Source organism: Paraglaciecola sp. T6c (genome assembly GCF_000014225.1).
GTDB lineage: Bacteria > Pseudomonadota > Gammaproteobacteria > Enterobacterales > Alteromonadaceae > Paraglaciecola > Paraglaciecola atlantica_A.
Window position 1 is genome coordinate 3,676,439 of sequence record NC_008228.1, and the last position, 16,471, is coordinate 3,692,909.

A 16,471-nucleotide genomic window follows, 5' to 3' on the forward strand; every position below is an offset into this window, starting at 1 on the left:
GCATGTCTTTGCTGTTAGCTAGCGTCTTATAAGAATTCATCACCGCCTCCGCCTCCAAGCATAATTTCACCCGCATCGGCCAAGCGACGAGCCACAGATAAGATTTCTTTTTGCGCTGCTTCGACTTCACTTAAACGCACTGGACCCAAGGCTTCTAAATCATCAAGCAACATGTCTGCGGCTCGCTTAGACATGTTGGCGGTAATTTTAGTTTTGAGGGCATCATCTGCCCCTTTAATCGCTTTGAGTAGAGCGTCTTGCTGAACCTCACGCAAGATAGCTTGAATGGCTCGGTCGTCTACTTCTGCTAAGTTGTCGAATACAAACATAAGATCTTGAATTTGCTGACTCATTTCTTCGTCTTGTTCACGGATTGCATCCATCAACTGGCCTTCAATGTTGGTATCAAGGTAGTTCATGATATCCGCCGCAGATTTCAAGCCGCCCATTTTTGCCGCCTGGGTGCCCGCTTGTCCAGCAAACTGCTTCTCCATGATTTCGTTTAATTCTTGTAACGCTGCAGGCTGGACTTCTTCTAGATTGGCTACGCGCATCATTAAATCCAAGCGCACTTTCTCTGGGAATTGGGCAAGAATTTCAGCTGATTGTTCAGCATCCAAATAAGACATAACAATCGTTTGAATTTGTGGGTGCTCATTGCGAATAATACTGGCAACCTGTTTTGAATCCATCCACTTGAGAGAATCAAGGCCTTTGGCACCGGTACCCATCAAAATTTGATCGATAAGGTTCGCCGCTTTGTCTTCACCAAGGGCAGAGGTCAAAGCGCGTTTTACGAAGTCTTGGCTTTGGAAGCCGATGGTGCTGTATTTTTGAATTTCATCAATGAAGTGTTTATGTACAGCTGTGATTTTGGGCTGAGTCATATCATCAATTTGCGCCATCGCTTGACCCAACCTTTGTACCTGCTTGGGCTCAAGATGCTTAAGAATTTGGGCCGCATCTTCTTCCGTCAAACTGAGCAGTAAGATAGCTGCTTTTTCAACGCCTTCTAATTTTCCAACGTCATAACCGCTTTCTGCAGTTCCGGTTGTTGCTGGTGCTGTATTTTCATCTGGCATGATGTTTATCTCTTACTCGTAACTTAGATGCGCGCTGCTTAGATTATTCGTCTTGTAACAACCAGTTTTTAACCACTTGCGAAGACAACTCTGGCTCGTTAGCCACCAATGCGCGAACAGCCTTCAGTACATCTTCGTCTTTGTGCAAATCAGGTAACATAAAGCTACCGTCAGCGGCAAAACCAACCTGTGAGTCATCAAACTCTTGCGACAACATACTGATGGTTTCATCACCTAAGTCTAACCCCTCATCTGCATCGAACTCATCTTTTGAGGTGGTCTCTTCAGGGTAAATAAGTTTACGTAGCATCGGACGAACCACGGCCAAAAGCAACACGATTATCACCAACCCTCCAATCACTAACTTCAGGATAGGCATAAATTTAGGGTCTTCCCAAATGGGCAGTTCTTCTAACGCGACCTCACCTTCCCGGCTAAAAGGAATGCTCACAACTTCCAGTGAATCACCGCGGGTAACATCGAAACCTATTCCCCCTTGCAACAAACGGCGGATATCAAGTAACTCAGCCTGCGAACGAGGAACAAGTGTACTTGTGCCGTCTTCACCTACTGTCGATACATGATCAAGCGCAACCGACACACTCAAGCGACGAATGACACCAGTTTGCTGCTTAGTGTGGCTGATGGTGGTATCTAGCTCGTAATTTCTCGTTTCTTCTTTGTGATTACGCCCCGGCACGGTTGTTTGTGTGTTACTTGCGCTAGCTTCTTCGGGTATATTCGAATCAAGCGGGGGTTGATTAGTCAAGGCGCCAGGTATACCACCTAGCATGCCGCCGACACTGTTTTCTTCTACTGTCATTTCACTGCGCACAGCAGGTAAGTCAGGATTGTAACTGCGTTTGGTTTGCTCAACAGCGGTAAAGTCCATGGTCACATCAGCTTGAGCGGTATAGTTACCCAGACCAAGAACGGGGATCAAAATAGAATCAATTTTCTGCAAGTACTCAGTCTCGCGCTTACGCTCCATTTCAAACTCTTTTTTACTTCTCGCCGCTTCACTGTCTTGTGAACCAGAATTGAGAAGCCGCCCATTGCTATCGGTTACTGTGACACGCTCAGGCTCTAAGCCCTGCACCGCAGATGCAACAATGTCCACGATAGAGCTCACCTCTTCATTGCCCATTATCGCACCGCGTCTTGAGGTTACGACGACGGTAGCGCTGGCTTTTTTCTCACGGCGGGCAAATACATTCTCTTTCGGCAAAGCCAGTAATACTTTCGCACGCGTAACCGCGCTCATTTCTTCCAATGTGCGCGCTAATTGTTGTTCACGCGCATGCTTTAAACGTACCTTTTCAACACGTTGGCTCACACCGAATCCCATATCTTGCATGATGATGTCGGTGCCTTCAGACACGCCTTGGCTTAAGCCTTGGCGAGCCATACCTAATTTAATATTTTGATATTGATCAGCGCTGACATAAACAGTATTACCTTCAAGGCGGTAATCCACTTGGTTCTGGTCAAAATAATCTAACGCTTCAATCAACTCTTGGGTTTGCATCTTCGCTAGCGGACGATAATCAGGCTCCTGTGCCCAAATCATAATAAATACCGCTATCGCCACACATATGACTAAAGCCACAACGAGTGTCAGTTGACGAACCATGTCGGTGGAGCCAAGTGAATCCATAAAACCAGATTTTTGCTCTGCTTCTGAACCACTTGAATATGGATCCGCGCCGGCATTGCTCATTGCCAATTCTGTACCTGTTGCTTCTGCCACGAGTTAGCTCCTAAACCGGCATGTTCATAATGGTTTTGTAGGCTTCGAGTACTTTGTTACGTACTTGAATAGTGGCCTCAAACGCTATACTAGACTTTTCTTTCGCTACCATGACATCCGCTAAACTGAGACTTTTATCTCCCATTTCAAAGCGCTCTGCTTGGCTTTTAGCGTCTAACTGCATAGAGTTGACTGACTCAATCGCTTGGCCAAGCATATCGGCAAAGTTTTCCCCTGATGGATTGACCTGGATACCATTCAAGCTGGCAGGATTGATTTCACCTAATCCTGCTTTGCTTTGCAAAGCCATGCTTTGCATGTCTTGATAAAGAGATTGTGCCTTGATATCCATGATGTGCTCCTGGCGAATTGATGAGATGACGGTATTCAGTCTCAACCAGTTAAAAGCAAAGTTAATGCCAACAAAAATAAACCATGTATTTCAAGGCTTTACATTGATTTTAGCACGATGTAAAAACATGACGGTTTATTGACATAAAACTAAAGTTTACTGATTTATGTGAGTAACAATCGTAGCGAACTAGTAAACGGGTGTAAAAGAATGAGAAGTCTACTTTAGGGGTAAAAAAACCGCCTATCGTTTAGGCGGTCAATGGTGGTATTACGTTAGCCGTAGTGCAGTGCCAACACTTACATTTTGATTATTTGTAAGACGGTTTAGGCTGGTAACTCAATACCTACTTCGCGCATTTTAGCTAATTTATAACGCAGTGTGCGTGGGCTAATCCCCAATCGTTCTGCTACGTCTTTCCTGCGTCCTTGGCAAGACTGTAAGGTGTCCAAGATAATTTGATGCTCTTGCTGACGAAGCTCCGAACCTAATTTACTTTCATCTTCTTCAATAATTTGTTCGTGGTTATTGTTTAACTCACTTTCGATCGATTCAAGCATAAGATCATCAGCTTCGATTTTTTCGCCATCGCATAAAATGAGCGCTCGCTGCACAACATTTTCTAATTCTCGTACGTTGCCAGGCCAGCTATGCTGTAACATTTTACTGCGCGCTGAAGAAGAAAAGCCGAGGGCGCTCGCACCTTGTTTACTACGATGACGAGCCACTAAATGCTCCGCTAATGGCACTATGTCCCCTGGGCGTTTATCAAGGGGCGCCCACGTTAGCGGAAATACGTTAAGACGATAATACAAATCTTCACGGAATAAACCCTCGTCCACCGTTTGGCGAATATTCCGGTTACTAGTAGCCACGACACGCACATCCAGTGGGATCATTTTACGGCTACCGAGGCGCTCTACTTCTTTTTCTTGGAGTACGCGCAGTAATTTAGCTTGCAAACCTAAATCCATCTCACTTATTTCATCAAGCAAAATGGTGCCACCTTGGGCTTGTTCGAACTTGCCTGGGCACGCCTGAATAGCGCCAGTAAAGGCACCTTTATCGTAACCAAACAACGTTGCTTCAAGCATATTTTCAGGAATAGCGGCGCAATTTATTGCCACAAATGGCTGATCCGCCCGAGAAGACTGATCGTGAATGTACCGGGCTAACACCTCTTTGCCTGAACCACTTGGCCCAAGCACCATGACGGTTGCATCAGATTGCGCGACTCGTTGGGCGAGTTGCAGTAACTTAACACTACTTGGGTCAGCAACAATGGGGTCGTATGAGAGAACTTTTTGAGCAGGCGCATAACGCCCTACTAGATTCAGCAATACTTCTGGCGCGAAGGGCTTTGATAAGTAATCCGTTGCGCCATCGCGCATAGCCGTAACTGCATCGTCGATGGTGGCATAGGCTGTCATCAATAGCACAGGAACATTTGGATATTTGTTTTTTAAGCTGCGTAATAGCGATAATCCACTCATTTCGCCCATTTGAATGTCGCTCACGACCAGATCGATAGCTTCTTCATTCATCATCATCATACCGCGCTCTGCGCAGTCTGCAGCTAATACGTTATATCCGCCAAGTAATAGCGTGTCGACTAAAGCTTCACGCAAACCTGCATCATCTTCGACAATAAGGATCGTTGTTTTAGACATAAAATTAACTCCTCGCCTGTTGGGCGTGAATGTTTGTTGCTCCAGCGGATAAGCCGTCATCTGCGGTTCGCGTTAATATGGGCAGCACGATAGTGAAACATGCGCCACCAGAGGCTAAGTTTGAAACACTGACTTCGCCCTGATGAGACTGCACGACGGTTTTAACGACAGCTAACCCCAGCCCTGTACCTTGGCTGCGAGTGGTAAAAAATGGTTCAAATATATGATCAATCTTGTCTTTGGGGATACCGGGACCATTGTCAGTCACTGTTAAGCGCATACAATCTGGCTTTAGATCGTCTCTTTGAGCACTAAAAACAATACGTGCACCGTTTGATTTAGCAATTAGTGCGTTGTGAATTAAGTTTTGCAACGCACCACTCAAAGCAGTCTTGTTGCCTATAAAATGAATGTTTGGCTCGGGTAATATGATATCTAAGATACCGCCACTCTTATTGAGCATGGCTTCACTGCCAGCTTTCACTTCACGCATCATGTCCTCAAGAGAGATATCCACGAGTACTTGTTCATTGCCACTTTTGGCGAACAGTAGCATGTCGTTTACTTGGCCTTCTAAATCACGTAAACGAGAGAGCAATTTATCACTGAAACGCTGACGAGACTCCTTTGCCAAATCTCCGCTAGATAAGTTAGCGGCATATAACATAGCTGCAGATAACGGCGTGCGAATTTGATGAGCCAATGAGGCGACCATTTTGCCTAAAGAAGACAATTTTTGCAGGTGGCCGATGCGTTGTTGAAGTTGGCGCGTTTCGGTCAAATCCGTCAATACAATGAGCTGACCTGGTTCGTTTACCAAGGGAGTGATAGACAATTTGACTTTGCGACCGTCAAACAAGGACACTTCATGCCCATCGTCAGCTTGAGGTTTAAAAGAGCGCTTGATGATATTACGCCACACTTGCCCTTCCAACGGCTCACCCAACAGTGATTTAGCTAAATGATTGGCCTGCTTCACATGGCCTTTACCATCAATAACTACCACACCTGCGGGCATGACTTGTAATAAGTGTTCCAACCTAGTGGCTTGTTGACGCAGAGCCTGAATGTCTTGCGTGGTGTCAATTGGACCAAGCGAGGAAGTGCTATTTACATCAACAGAATGTGAGAACGATATAACAGCCCCTTTTGAAGAAGGTGCCTGAGTCGTGTTTTGGGTCTGTAAATTACTTAATGCCATATGTTCCTCACGTCAAAACTTAGACAGATTGAATACAGCTGTTAGGTAAGCACATCTTATGCCAAAAAAATACTAGCGTAATATCAATTAGTTACTGAAAAAGATGTGTCATTTTTTTGTCGAAGGTGGGTTTGCGAATATTCGAAAAGAGAAGCTAGGCTTTGCTAATATCGTATTTCCGCATCTTTTCTACTAAGGTGGTACGGCGCATTCCTAGCACTTCGGCTGAGCGAGCAACGACCCAGTCCTGCTGCTCCAATGCTTGGGAGATTAAGCTGACTTCCATTTCTGAAATATACTCTTTGAGGTTAATCCCCTCTGGAGGTAATTCAGTAGAATTATTGCTCTCGTCGTAGTTTTCGTCACTGTCACTTTCTGCGTCAGCTGAAAACAAGGCGTTAAGCGCTTCGCGCTCGAGTAACTCTTCTGGGTAGTCAGGCTCATAATCATCAGCATCTAAATGCTGGTATTTATGTGGTAAATCCCCCACATCAATTAATTGGTTGGGGTATAAAATCATCAGGCGCTCAACAAGGTTAGATAGCTCTCTAACGTTACCTGCCCAACTATGCTCCATGAGCGATTTCATCGCATTTTCGGTAAATTTGATCTGAGCGTTTTCTCGCTCCATGCGTGAAACGAGTTCCTGTAAAAGAAGAGGAATATCTTCGTGCCGCTCGCGCAATGCTGGGCTATCGATAGGAAAAACGTTCAAGCGATAATATAAATCCTCTCGAAAGCGCCCTTGCTCAATCATTTCTTCGAGATTTCTGTGTGTTGCAGCAACGACCCGAACGTCACAACGAATAGGCTTCATTCCCCCTACCCGTTCATAAGTGCGTTCTTGCAGCACACGTAACAATTTCACTTGCATTTGCAAAGGCATGTCGCCGATTTCATCTAAAAATAGGGTGCCGCCTTCGGCTAATTCAAAACGGCCTTTGCGAGAACTCACGGCGCCAGTAAATGCTCCTTTCTCATGACCGAACAGTTCACTTTCAAGCAACTCGCCAGGTATGGCCCCACAATTAACTGGAATGAAAGGGCTTGTACCACGCTTCGACAAATAATGTACGTTACGAGCAATGACTTCCTTGCCGGTTCCTGATTCACCGAGAATAAGTACGTTTGCGTCAGTCGGTGCGACTTGCTCAATAAGGTGCCTTACACTTTGAATTTGATTGCTTTTGCCCACTAAACTGCGAAACAGTTTTGTTTTATTTTGCGGTGTGGTGTTGCGGTTGGGTTGCATCCGACGATGCTCTTGGCAACGATGTAACATTTGCGTAAGTAACGGGTAAGTCACTGCCCCATCAACAGTGCCTACTCGGTTGGCACCGGACTTAAAATTTGGATCTTTACTATCAACTAGAATAAAAGGTTGCTGGGGAAATTTATCACACAGCTCACCCGCTAAATCAATATTCAGAGCATCAATCAATACAGCATCAAAAACAGGATGAGATTTGAGAGTACTGACAGCTTGCTCGAATGCGATAGCGGTACTGCTTTCACCGAGAAAGGTCAATATGGTGTTCAGATTATGCCCGAGCGTGGGTCGCCCACTGATAATCAGAATATTACTCATGCATCCCTCAATATTTTCGTGTTAATTAACTGTTTTACTTCTGGTTTTAATTTTAACCATTCATTGGTGATTAGCAATAGAGGAATGAGGGCTAAATTTAAAGGTTATAAAAATTAAAAATAAATCCCATGTATAACAAAGAGTTAAAAAAATCATCTATGACTAAAAGCTAGGTGGAACAGGATTCAAAACGCACAAAAAAACAGCATAAAAAAAGGCCTGAATGGCCTTTAGTTTATCGCAGCTTGTTTATTAACCGTTTAATAAACTAAGTACTTGTCCTTGCTGTTGATTTGCTTGAGCCTGCACAGAAATGCTCGCTTGGCCAAGCATATTGGCTGCAGCGCTATCCGCCGTTGCTTGCGCGTAGTCGGTGTCTTGAATACGACTGCGAGCTGCAGCAACATTCACATTTGACTGAGTTAAGTTACGCGCTGCACTCTCAAATTGGTTTTGCGTAGCCCCCAAATCGGCTCTAGCGGCGCCAACAAACTCGGCCGCTTCATCTGCAACCGCTAATGCTTCTTCGGCACCTTGCGCTGTGCTTAGGTCTACATTTAGCACATCAGTTAAACTTGCGGCAACATCTTGAGTAGCCACACCGATTTTCTGCCCAGCATTGGCACCAATTTGAAAATCAATATTGCCGGCATCACTTAGTAGTGACTTGCCGCCGAATTCAGTTTGCCCAATCGTTTGGGATATATTCTCTTGTAACTGAGACACTTCAGCTTGAATGGCTTGGCGATCTGAGTCGCTCAAAATCCCATTACCGGCCTGTACCGACAATTCACGAATTCGGCTTACATCATCATTAATACCAGATAAGCCACTCTCTGCGACTTGCGTTAACGACACGCCATCATAAGCGTTAGTTACCGACTGACGGTTGCCTTCAACTTGTGAGGTCAACCTGTCAATAATCTGCTGAGCAGCGGCTCCATCTGCGGCACTGTTGACCTTTTTTCCAGAAGCTAGCTTCTCAAAGATCGACTCCTGTCTTTGTTGAACTTGTTGCAACAAAGATGCATTAGACTCTGTATTTAGATTAATCATATTTTTCTCCTAGAAATTGTACCTCTACAACTTCTTAAAACCTGAATTAAGATTAGCAAAATATGGGTTAAAAAGTAAGCAGCGAAAAAGTATGTTTTACGATACCTCTCTATTGGGATCAATACTTAGGTGAAATTCAGTCTATTTGTTAGTCCAATTCTGGCGTGAAAATGTAGCGTTTGATGATGCGGCTCTAGATTTCTGTATTTTCATCAAATGCTTATGTAGACTTTGTGTCAAATAATTAGCAGTAAAACGGCCCAGTTATTGCAGATTTTGCCATTGACCTTGTGTCAATGACGTTTCGACGAGTATCCCAGCGCTATGGGTTGAAACGCTTAGTACTGAGTAATTGAACCGTCGCTACTGATAATCATAACAACCGTGACTATAAGTGAACCATGTTAAAAAATATTCGCCTGCACTTAGAGAAAGATGAAGAAAAACAAGCCGCATTGGATGATGCTCTAGCTAAAAGCATTGTTGAAACACGCAGCAATAGCTTTAATGCATTTCAGCGCAATATTCCTTCACTTCTTCCCTTGATCAAAGATTCTAAGCTTTCAAACCTATCTTTATTTATTAATAAGTGGGGCGAGACCAATATCGTTGATTATGGAATAGGCAGAACATTTTATGGTTTTTACCCTCAAGAAGAAATAAATCAGCAGGTAGCGCAGTCACTTGAACATTGCCCTAGTGTTGAGTTTCACAAAACAAAAATACAATCAAAGCATACTGATACGCTCACAGACCCATTAGATTTTACCCAACTGGAAAGCTTTACGACCGAGCAAGCCATGGGTCCTATGCCAGATGAAGTGGAATGTTTAGTGGTACTGGGCTGTGGCCTCGGTTTGCACATAAAGCAATTACTTGAAGCGAGAACGATTAAAAACCTCATTATTTATGAACCTGAAGTGCAGTACTTTCAATGCTCAACAATGGCGACGCCTTGGGCTGATATTTTTGCTTTAGCCAAAGCAAAAGGGACTTCACTGTTCATTCAAATAGAGAAAGATGGCAGAGACTTACTGTCGGATATAAACGAACTTAGGGAACACATTTCCTTAACCCGTTTTTATGTTTATAAGCACTATAACCAGCAGGTGTTCGATTCGATTCATCAGGATATCTGCACGCGTAGCTGGGAAGAAATTAGCAATAATGGCTTTACCATCGCGCGCGAGAAAAGTCATTTAGAATACGTACCATTCTGGACTCCTAAACTAGACTTAAATACGCACCACCAAGTGTCACCCCAGAGCGCGTTATTCAAACAGAACCTAGGCGCATTTAAAAAATACTTCCCAAATATTTATCAGCAATATAAAGATTACAAACCCAAGATTTGGTTGCCAATTAAAAACCAGTCTGAAGAGGTTAACGTATTAAAGTCCGAGGGGTTGTATCCCTGGTACGGAAACTCACCAAAGCAAGACTGCATCTTAAATTTTGAAAATTTTAACGAACAACCGAATAAAGATGGGCTCGTGCTTGGTTATAAAGGCACCAAACTCGCGCACTATATCCACTATCAGTTTGTAAATGAGACCCAAGATCTTTTAAAAGAAGCAGAAGAAGAAGTGGGTGAATTGCCCGAAACAATTGCTTCTATCATCATGTTCGGGCTGGGTATTGGTTACCAATTAGAAAAATTGCTGGAAGAACACACGGTGGAAAAACTGTTTGTTTGCGAGCCAAACCCTGATTTTTTTTACGCGTCTTTGTTCGCAATAGATTGGCAAGCCATCTTTGAAAAAGTAGAAGCCAGTGATGCACGCATATATCTGAATGTAGGTGATGATGGCACTCACTTATTCAATGACCTGCTAAACCAATTCCACTCGATTGGCCCCTATATTTTAAATAATACCTATTTTTACCAAAGCTATTATAACGCTTCACTCAATAGCGCCATTGCCCAGCTCAGGGAGCAGCTTCAGGTGGTTATCTCCATGGGAGAATACTTCGATCATGCCTATTACGGCATCGAGCACATGAAAGAAGGGTTCCGGCGCGATTATCCAGTACTCATGAATACCCCATCGCAATTCCTAAGTTATGAAGATAAGGAAGTCCCGGTTTTTATAGTAGGTAATGGGCCCTCTTTAGATATGTCGATTGAGGCAATCAAAGAATGGCGTGACCAGGCTATCGTCATTAGCTGTGGTACCGCCCTCCAGGCGCTTTATAAGAATGGCATCACGCCTGATTTTCACGCTGAGATAGAACAAAACCGCAGCACCTTCGATTGGCCGGTGTTGATAGGTGATTTAGACTATTTAAAAGAAATAACGCTTATTTCCTGCAATGGTATTCACCCAGACACATGCGAGTTATACAAAGATGTACTGATCGCGTTTAAAGAGGGGGAATCATCAACAGTTTCTGCATTAAGTGTACTAGGAAAGCAGCACTTCGAAGTACTTCAGCAATCCTTCCCTACTGTTAGTAATTTTGTAACTAACATTATTAGTGTACTGGGCTTCAACCATATTTATTTAATGGGTGTAGATTTAGGTTTTGTTGATGTAAACCATCATCACTCGAAGTCTTCTGGCTATTACCAAGAAGATGGTAAAGAAACCTACGACTACTCGACCGCTAATATCACCTCACTTGTTGTACCAGGTAATTTTAGGCCTAAGGTAAATACTAAACATGAGTTTAAAGTATCACGGCAGATCATCGAGCAAGTCACCCACCGAAAGCCAAAAGAACAAACCTTCTACAATTGTAGCGACGGAGCAAGAATCAAAGGAACGACCCCACTTGAGATCGATAATCTACTCATCATGGCGAGCAATGATGAGCGTGACCATGCTTTGGAAAAACTGCATAAAAAGGTTTTCTCAACCAAGCACAGTACCCACTTTATCGAAAAATATGAAAAGCAATTCTCACATAAATTAATGCTTGAAGAAGTGCAGCAACTGCAAGAGTTGGTTGAGGAATACTTATCAACACCTGACGATATAAATAAGCTGATTAATGCTCAAAAAGAGTTACTGTTTGATTCTTATCAGACGGGCCGCTCTCTGCTGTTTTATTATATGTATGGGACGGTAAATTATGCGAATGCTGTGTTATTAAAGCTAGGGGCTAGTACTATATTAAATGAATTTAGTAACCTTAGCATAACTAAGAAAAAATGGTTCACAACCCTAACAATTATAAAAGAGTTAATAACAGTAAGTGAATACAATGATTTCGACATTTCAGCTTTTAACTCCAATAAAAGAGAACTAATGAGTTTGCAACATAGCTGTTCCGATAGCTCTCTCTTAGTTGTTACTGATTCAGCCGAATTTAAAGAGTCTTTAAGACTACTTTTAAAAATAGAATTTGCGTGGATTAATAAATTGAATGTCATAAATTCTGAACAACTAAATAGATACTCAGATGTGCCTGACTATGTTATTTACCATTTAAATGACCCGTTAACCGTATCTTTGTACGGAAGAAAAAATACCATTATCAGTTTGTGTAAAGATGCCAATTTCCCTACTGAGTATAAGGGCGTAACTTATCTTAAACGCCAAACCTCTGACAACGAATTGATATTTAATAATCCAGTGTTTTATACCAGAGCGGCACTTATTGCATGTTTTAGTAACCCAAAATGTGACCTTATCATTCCTAAATATATTGCAGCAAATGAAGCAAACTTAGATACCCCCATACAAAAATTTTCAGAAGTATATATGGCCTACAATAATCTTTTTTACATTTGTTTGTTTTCAAAAGACAATTCTCACCAAGAGACAAGAATCTCTAATAACGGTACTAGAATGAAAAGAATTGTTCAGCCCCTCACGATTAGAGAGTTAGTGTACAAATTAATGCCTATGGATGAATATCGCAAACATAAACAGAGTATTCTAGATTTGATGCATTCTAAACTGCAATCGAGTATAGAGGCTCCGCTACAACTTTAAGATGAAAGAATAAGATTGAACCCCTGAAGGATATTTTTTAGCAATCACTCACTAATGAGCATAAAAGAAACATAATGAACTTAAAAAATGTTAAACACTGCGCTAAGGCTGAGAATTTTTTAGAAGAATTAACTGCAATGGTAGTTAATCGTTCTATAGAAGTTAGTGTCAAAAACAACAACCCATTACCAAAAGTGTTTTACATTGGCATTGGAAAAACAGGTTCGAGCTCGATAAAAAAATATATAAATGAAACTGTGGCTCATTGGCATGACGAGAGCTATTTTGAAGAAATTTATCAAACTGACTTGTTGACAAAAAATAACCTTTGTTTGTACGACTTGATCTTATACATGGGCAAACAATATAAGTTTAAACCTTTAATTATTGAAACATATAGAGAGCCGGTAGCTAGATCTATTTCTGGGTTAGCCCACAGAAACCGTATTTCAGAACTCTCAACAACAAACTATGAAGAATTTAAAAATAGGATAACGGTTGATTTCATCACATTAACCAGCCAACCATATAGCTTAAAATGGAAGTCTTATTTTTCTGTCGATTTAATTGCCGAATTTAGTAAAACCACAAATTACTTTTACAAAGAATTAACTGACATTAAATTATTATTTCTAAAGCTCGAAGATGTGAAAAACTGGCCACTCATTATTAAAGTCGCCGGCTATCATTATGAAAACATCATTTCTAATGATGCAACTAAATCAAAGTTTCGTGATTTATATTCAGAAGTGATGGCTAAATTTAGGTTGTCTGAAAAAGACCTCAATAAGATTTACCACAATAATTTGATTAAATCTTTTTATACCCAAAACGAAATTAATTCATTTAAAAAAAAGTGGGGAAAAAACTGAAATCCCCCCCCTTTTTGCTTATCGCCAATGATATTTATTTGGTGCGTTTTAAGAAACCGTCGGGCGCAACAGTGATCAATAACTTATCGTGAATACTCTTATCAATCTCAAACTCAGGGTGTGATTTCAGGTACTCCCATACCGCTGTTTTAGGATTGTTTCCCGGACCCCAAGGACGGTTTGGAAACATATTTTCAGGCATATCATCAATTACAGTATCAAAAACAACACAATAACTGCCCACACTGGTTAGATTTGCATAGGCTTCTAACTCAGCAAGCACATGCTCATGAGTATGATTGGAATCGAGGCAGACCATTATTCGTGAATATTGTTTAGCGAATGTTTTGACTGTATTAACAATATCCGGGTCAATACTCGACCCTTGGATCATTTCAATTCGTGATGCCATAGGGTGGCACTCAATAGCATCACGATTATGCTCACGGATGTCTATATCAATGGCTAACACTTTACGTTTGGATTTTTTTGGATCAATTGTCTGCCCAGATTGAATAGCTTCACACATATCGAGTTGGGCTAACATTGAGGCGCTGAATATGATTGATCCACCATGAGCTATGCCTGTTTCAATAATTAAGTCTGGTTTTATTTCCCAAATGAGCTCCTGCATCGCAACGATATCTTGAGGAACCTGTATAATGGGCCTACCAAGCCAACTAAAGTTATAGGTATAATTATCCGCAGCCGTGTCTTTTATCCACTCATATGACTGAGTTTTAAGAGTCGGTTTTTCACCTAAAGAACGAATGTTTTTTGCGACTTCTTGCTTAAATTTTTGATGTTTATCCATTAATAAATTCTCTCCAATGTATTGTGTTGGATTTTATATATTCAATTCCACTAACCCCTTTGTATGCAATAAGATCCAATATCGACATATGGCTGATAAATGTATTGTCCCACTGTTGGTAAGCTTTATTTTCGTATTTCATGTATTCAACGGAAATTCCATTTTTTTCAAACTGTTCATGTTGCAAATAGTTTTTGGCTCCGTGTCCGGTGATGTAATGACTTCCTCCGGTCGCTTTGACTATATTTATCAGTTTATCTGAACTTGAACCTAGTACAGCCATAGTGGATGAACGTAAAGTTTGGGTCTGTATTGAAAAGTATTTTGCTACCGCTTCTACTGCTCGTATATTCAAACTGGCTAAGTCAGCGTCGTTAAAGCGAAAGACATCCTCAACTAACTGTAAAACGTCTTCTTTAAAAGGTGCCTTAGCATAAAAGTGAGCTAAGGATTTTAAATGTTTCCCTTGCCAAGATTGTGAGTAATCGATTGCTGTTTGGTTAATATTGACCTTATCTTGTTTTTTTATAGGGACTGTTAGCCACATGGTATCGGGGGATTTTGCGATTTTTACTCTACTGATAAAACTTCTACCTTGAGGGTATTGCACATCATCATAGTGAACAAATACGTCTGCTAATAACATTTGCTCGAATATTCCAATCCAAGGGAAATACATGGGCTGAGAGACGACTACCTTCACTCAAATCACCTCCAAATTTTCAACATTTTGAACGCACACTACTTGCTCATAGTAAGCTTGCGTCAAATGATAAGGCGGAATAGCGCGAGGCTCATCTAATTTTGATATCAATAATTGAGCTAATTTCTCCTTACCTATACTGATTTCTACACCTTCTAATTTATCTATTAGTAGCAGCATAAGATAAACTTTTTGAACGTAGGATGCCGTATGCGCTTTGCTTGGCTGATTTTTCATTTGAAGTGTAATAGGAGTAGTCAGTTGCCCGAGTATTGGTCCGCCATCTATAGACTCATCTACTACATGCAGTGTGGCCCCTAATTGAGAATAACCATCGTGTATTGCCTGTTCAATTGCCTCGAACCCTTTATAGTGCGGCAACAGAGAAGGATGGAAATTGACGGTGAGAATATTCGAAAATAGCGCTTCAGTTACCAACCGACTATAAAACAAGCAAACCACTGCTACATCCCATTGGTGCCTAAATAGTTTAAATGCGTTTTGCGAAAAACGCGCGTTATCAGACTCAATAATTAACTGCGCCTCAATATTGTTTTCAATGCAAAAGTCATAGATAGAGCACCGGCGATCAACAATCACGTAAAATTGATGTTGCTGCTTAGAACATTTATCCAATATCTGTTTGACTGTTTTAAAAACTGCTCCACCACTAGAAGCAATGAGTCCAATGCGCATATTTAAACACCTTCCTTGTAGAGGTATACAGTGTATTCATACATTGGATAGGCATGATCAATTTTTATATGCCGAGTGATATTATCCAAACAAAATGCGATTAACGCTTCTGGGCTTTTATAAAATAGGTTATCAACCTTAAAGTTGACTCTGTCAGTCATAATATTAAATGCAATGCCAATATTACTGATCTCAAACATGGTTTTGATTAACTTTTCCATGTATGCCGTCATTGACGACTGGCTAGCGGTTAATTTTTGCGTGAGAATTCCATTGCATACTACATAGTCATATTTGCAGTCAAACTGATGAGACAGAATATCGGCCTCTATAAACTGGTTATCTGGAAATGTTTTCCTCGAATGGCTAAGCATATTTTGTGCTACATCAATGCCGGAATAATCGATATTCAGACTTTGCTCCTTGAGATAACTTAATAGCCCCGCAAAACCACACCCCACATCTAACATGCTAGCTTTGGTGGTAGCATCTACAATGACCTTGAGCATCTGTTGGTAACGCATATTAGCGGTTTGGGTGTCTCGCCAATCTGCACCTTTTGCCGTTGCGCCATGTGTATCGAAACAATGCTCATAGTGATTTTTAAAACGTCTAGTGACTTCATCCATATGCTGTAACTAACTCTACTTTGGTTAACAAAAAGAAAAAAGTACAACGCTACAAACGTTAGTTAAATACGCTGGTATCGTGCACTCTGAGCGACATAAATGTGATTCAACCAACCT

13 protein-coding genes are annotated in these 16,471 nt (G+C 41.5%); 2 read left to right on the forward strand and 11 right to left on the reverse strand.

Features of this window, described 5'->3' with window-relative positions:
- Positions 1-26 precede the first annotated feature (26 nt).
- From fliG to PATL_RS15650, 7 genes are all read right to left on the reverse strand, one after another.
- On the reverse strand, positions 27-1,082 hold the full coding sequence (gene fliG / locus PATL_RS15620; RefSeq protein WP_011575792.1) for a flagellar motor switch protein FliG: 1,056 nt from the start codon (positions 1,080-1,082) through the stop codon (positions 27-29).
- 43 nt (positions 1,083-1,125) lie between these two features.
- A complete protein-coding gene (gene fliF, locus PATL_RS15625) occupies positions 1,126-2,832 on the reverse strand; it encodes a flagellar basal-body MS-ring/collar protein FliF (protein WP_011575793.1) in 1,707 nt (568 codons plus the stop codon).
- Between the two features lie 10 nt (positions 2,833-2,842).
- Positions 2,843-3,184 carry a flagellar hook-basal body complex protein FliE gene (fliE, locus tag PATL_RS15630; protein WP_011575794.1) on the reverse strand — a complete coding sequence of 114 codons (342 nt, stop codon included), beginning with the start codon at positions 3,182-3,184 and terminating at the stop codon, positions 2,843-2,845.
- A gap of 326 nt (positions 3,185-3,510) precedes the next feature.
- On the reverse strand, positions 3,511-4,854 hold the full coding sequence (locus PATL_RS15635; RefSeq protein ID WP_011575795.1) for a sigma-54-dependent transcriptional regulator: 1,344 nt from the start codon (positions 4,852-4,854) through the stop codon (positions 3,511-3,513).
- A 4-nt stretch (positions 4,855-4,858) separates the two neighbouring features.
- A complete protein-coding gene (locus tag PATL_RS15640; RefSeq protein WP_011575796.1) occupies positions 4,859-6,055 on the reverse strand; it encodes a sensor histidine kinase in 1,197 nt (398 codons plus the stop codon).
- A gap of 154 nt (positions 6,056-6,209) precedes the next feature.
- Complete coding sequence (locus PATL_RS15645) at positions 6,210-7,643, reverse strand: sigma-54 dependent transcriptional regulator (RefSeq protein ID WP_011575797.1); 1,434 nt, start codon at positions 7,641-7,643, stop codon at positions 6,210-6,212.
- A 252-nt stretch (positions 7,644-7,895) separates the two neighbouring features.
- Entirely contained in the window at positions 7,896-8,699 is an 804-nt protein-coding gene (locus PATL_RS15650) for a flagellin (RefSeq protein WP_011575798.1), read from the reverse strand.
- 401 nt (positions 8,700-9,100) lie between these two features.
- Between PATL_RS15650 and PATL_RS15655 the strand changes: the two genes are divergently transcribed.
- Together PATL_RS15655 and PATL_RS15660 are read left to right on the forward strand one after the other, a co-directional pair.
- On the forward strand, positions 9,101-12,640 hold the full coding sequence (locus PATL_RS15655; RefSeq protein WP_011575799.1) for a 6-hydroxymethylpterin diphosphokinase MptE-like protein: 3,540 nt from the start codon (positions 9,101-9,103) through the stop codon (positions 12,638-12,640).
- Positions 12,641-12,714: 74 nt separating this feature from the next.
- Positions 12,715-13,512, forward strand: a complete 798-nt coding sequence (locus PATL_RS15660) for a hypothetical protein (protein WP_011575800.1) — start codon at positions 12,715-12,717, stop codon at positions 13,510-13,512.
- A 34-nt stretch (positions 13,513-13,546) separates the two neighbouring features.
- Here the strand turns inward: PATL_RS15660 and PATL_RS15665 are convergent, their stop codons facing one another.
- Genes PATL_RS15665 through PATL_RS15680 form a run of 4 tightly spaced genes read right to left on the reverse strand, consistent with a single transcriptional unit; the run spans position 13,547 to position 16,354 of the window.
- The gene (locus PATL_RS15665) at positions 13,547-14,326 is read right to left on the reverse strand and encodes a cephalosporin hydroxylase family protein (protein WP_011575801.1); all 780 of its coding nucleotides are present in this window, start codon (positions 14,324-14,326) and stop codon (positions 13,547-13,549) included.
- On the reverse strand, positions 14,319-15,029 hold the full coding sequence (locus PATL_RS15670) for a WbqC family protein (protein ID WP_011575802.1): 711 nt from the start codon (positions 15,027-15,029) through the stop codon (positions 14,319-14,321). The genes PATL_RS15665 and PATL_RS15670 overlap by 8 nt, the downstream gene beginning before the upstream one ends.
- Entirely contained in the window at positions 15,030-15,725 is a 696-nt protein-coding gene (locus tag PATL_RS22250; protein ID WP_011575803.1) for a formyltransferase family protein, read from the reverse strand.
- A 2-nt stretch (positions 15,726-15,727) separates the two neighbouring features.
- Positions 15,728-16,354 carry a class I SAM-dependent methyltransferase gene (locus tag PATL_RS15680; protein WP_011575804.1) on the reverse strand — a complete coding sequence of 209 codons (627 nt, stop codon included), beginning with the start codon at positions 16,352-16,354 and terminating at the stop codon, positions 15,728-15,730.
- Between the last annotated feature and the right edge of the window lie 117 nt (positions 16,355-16,471).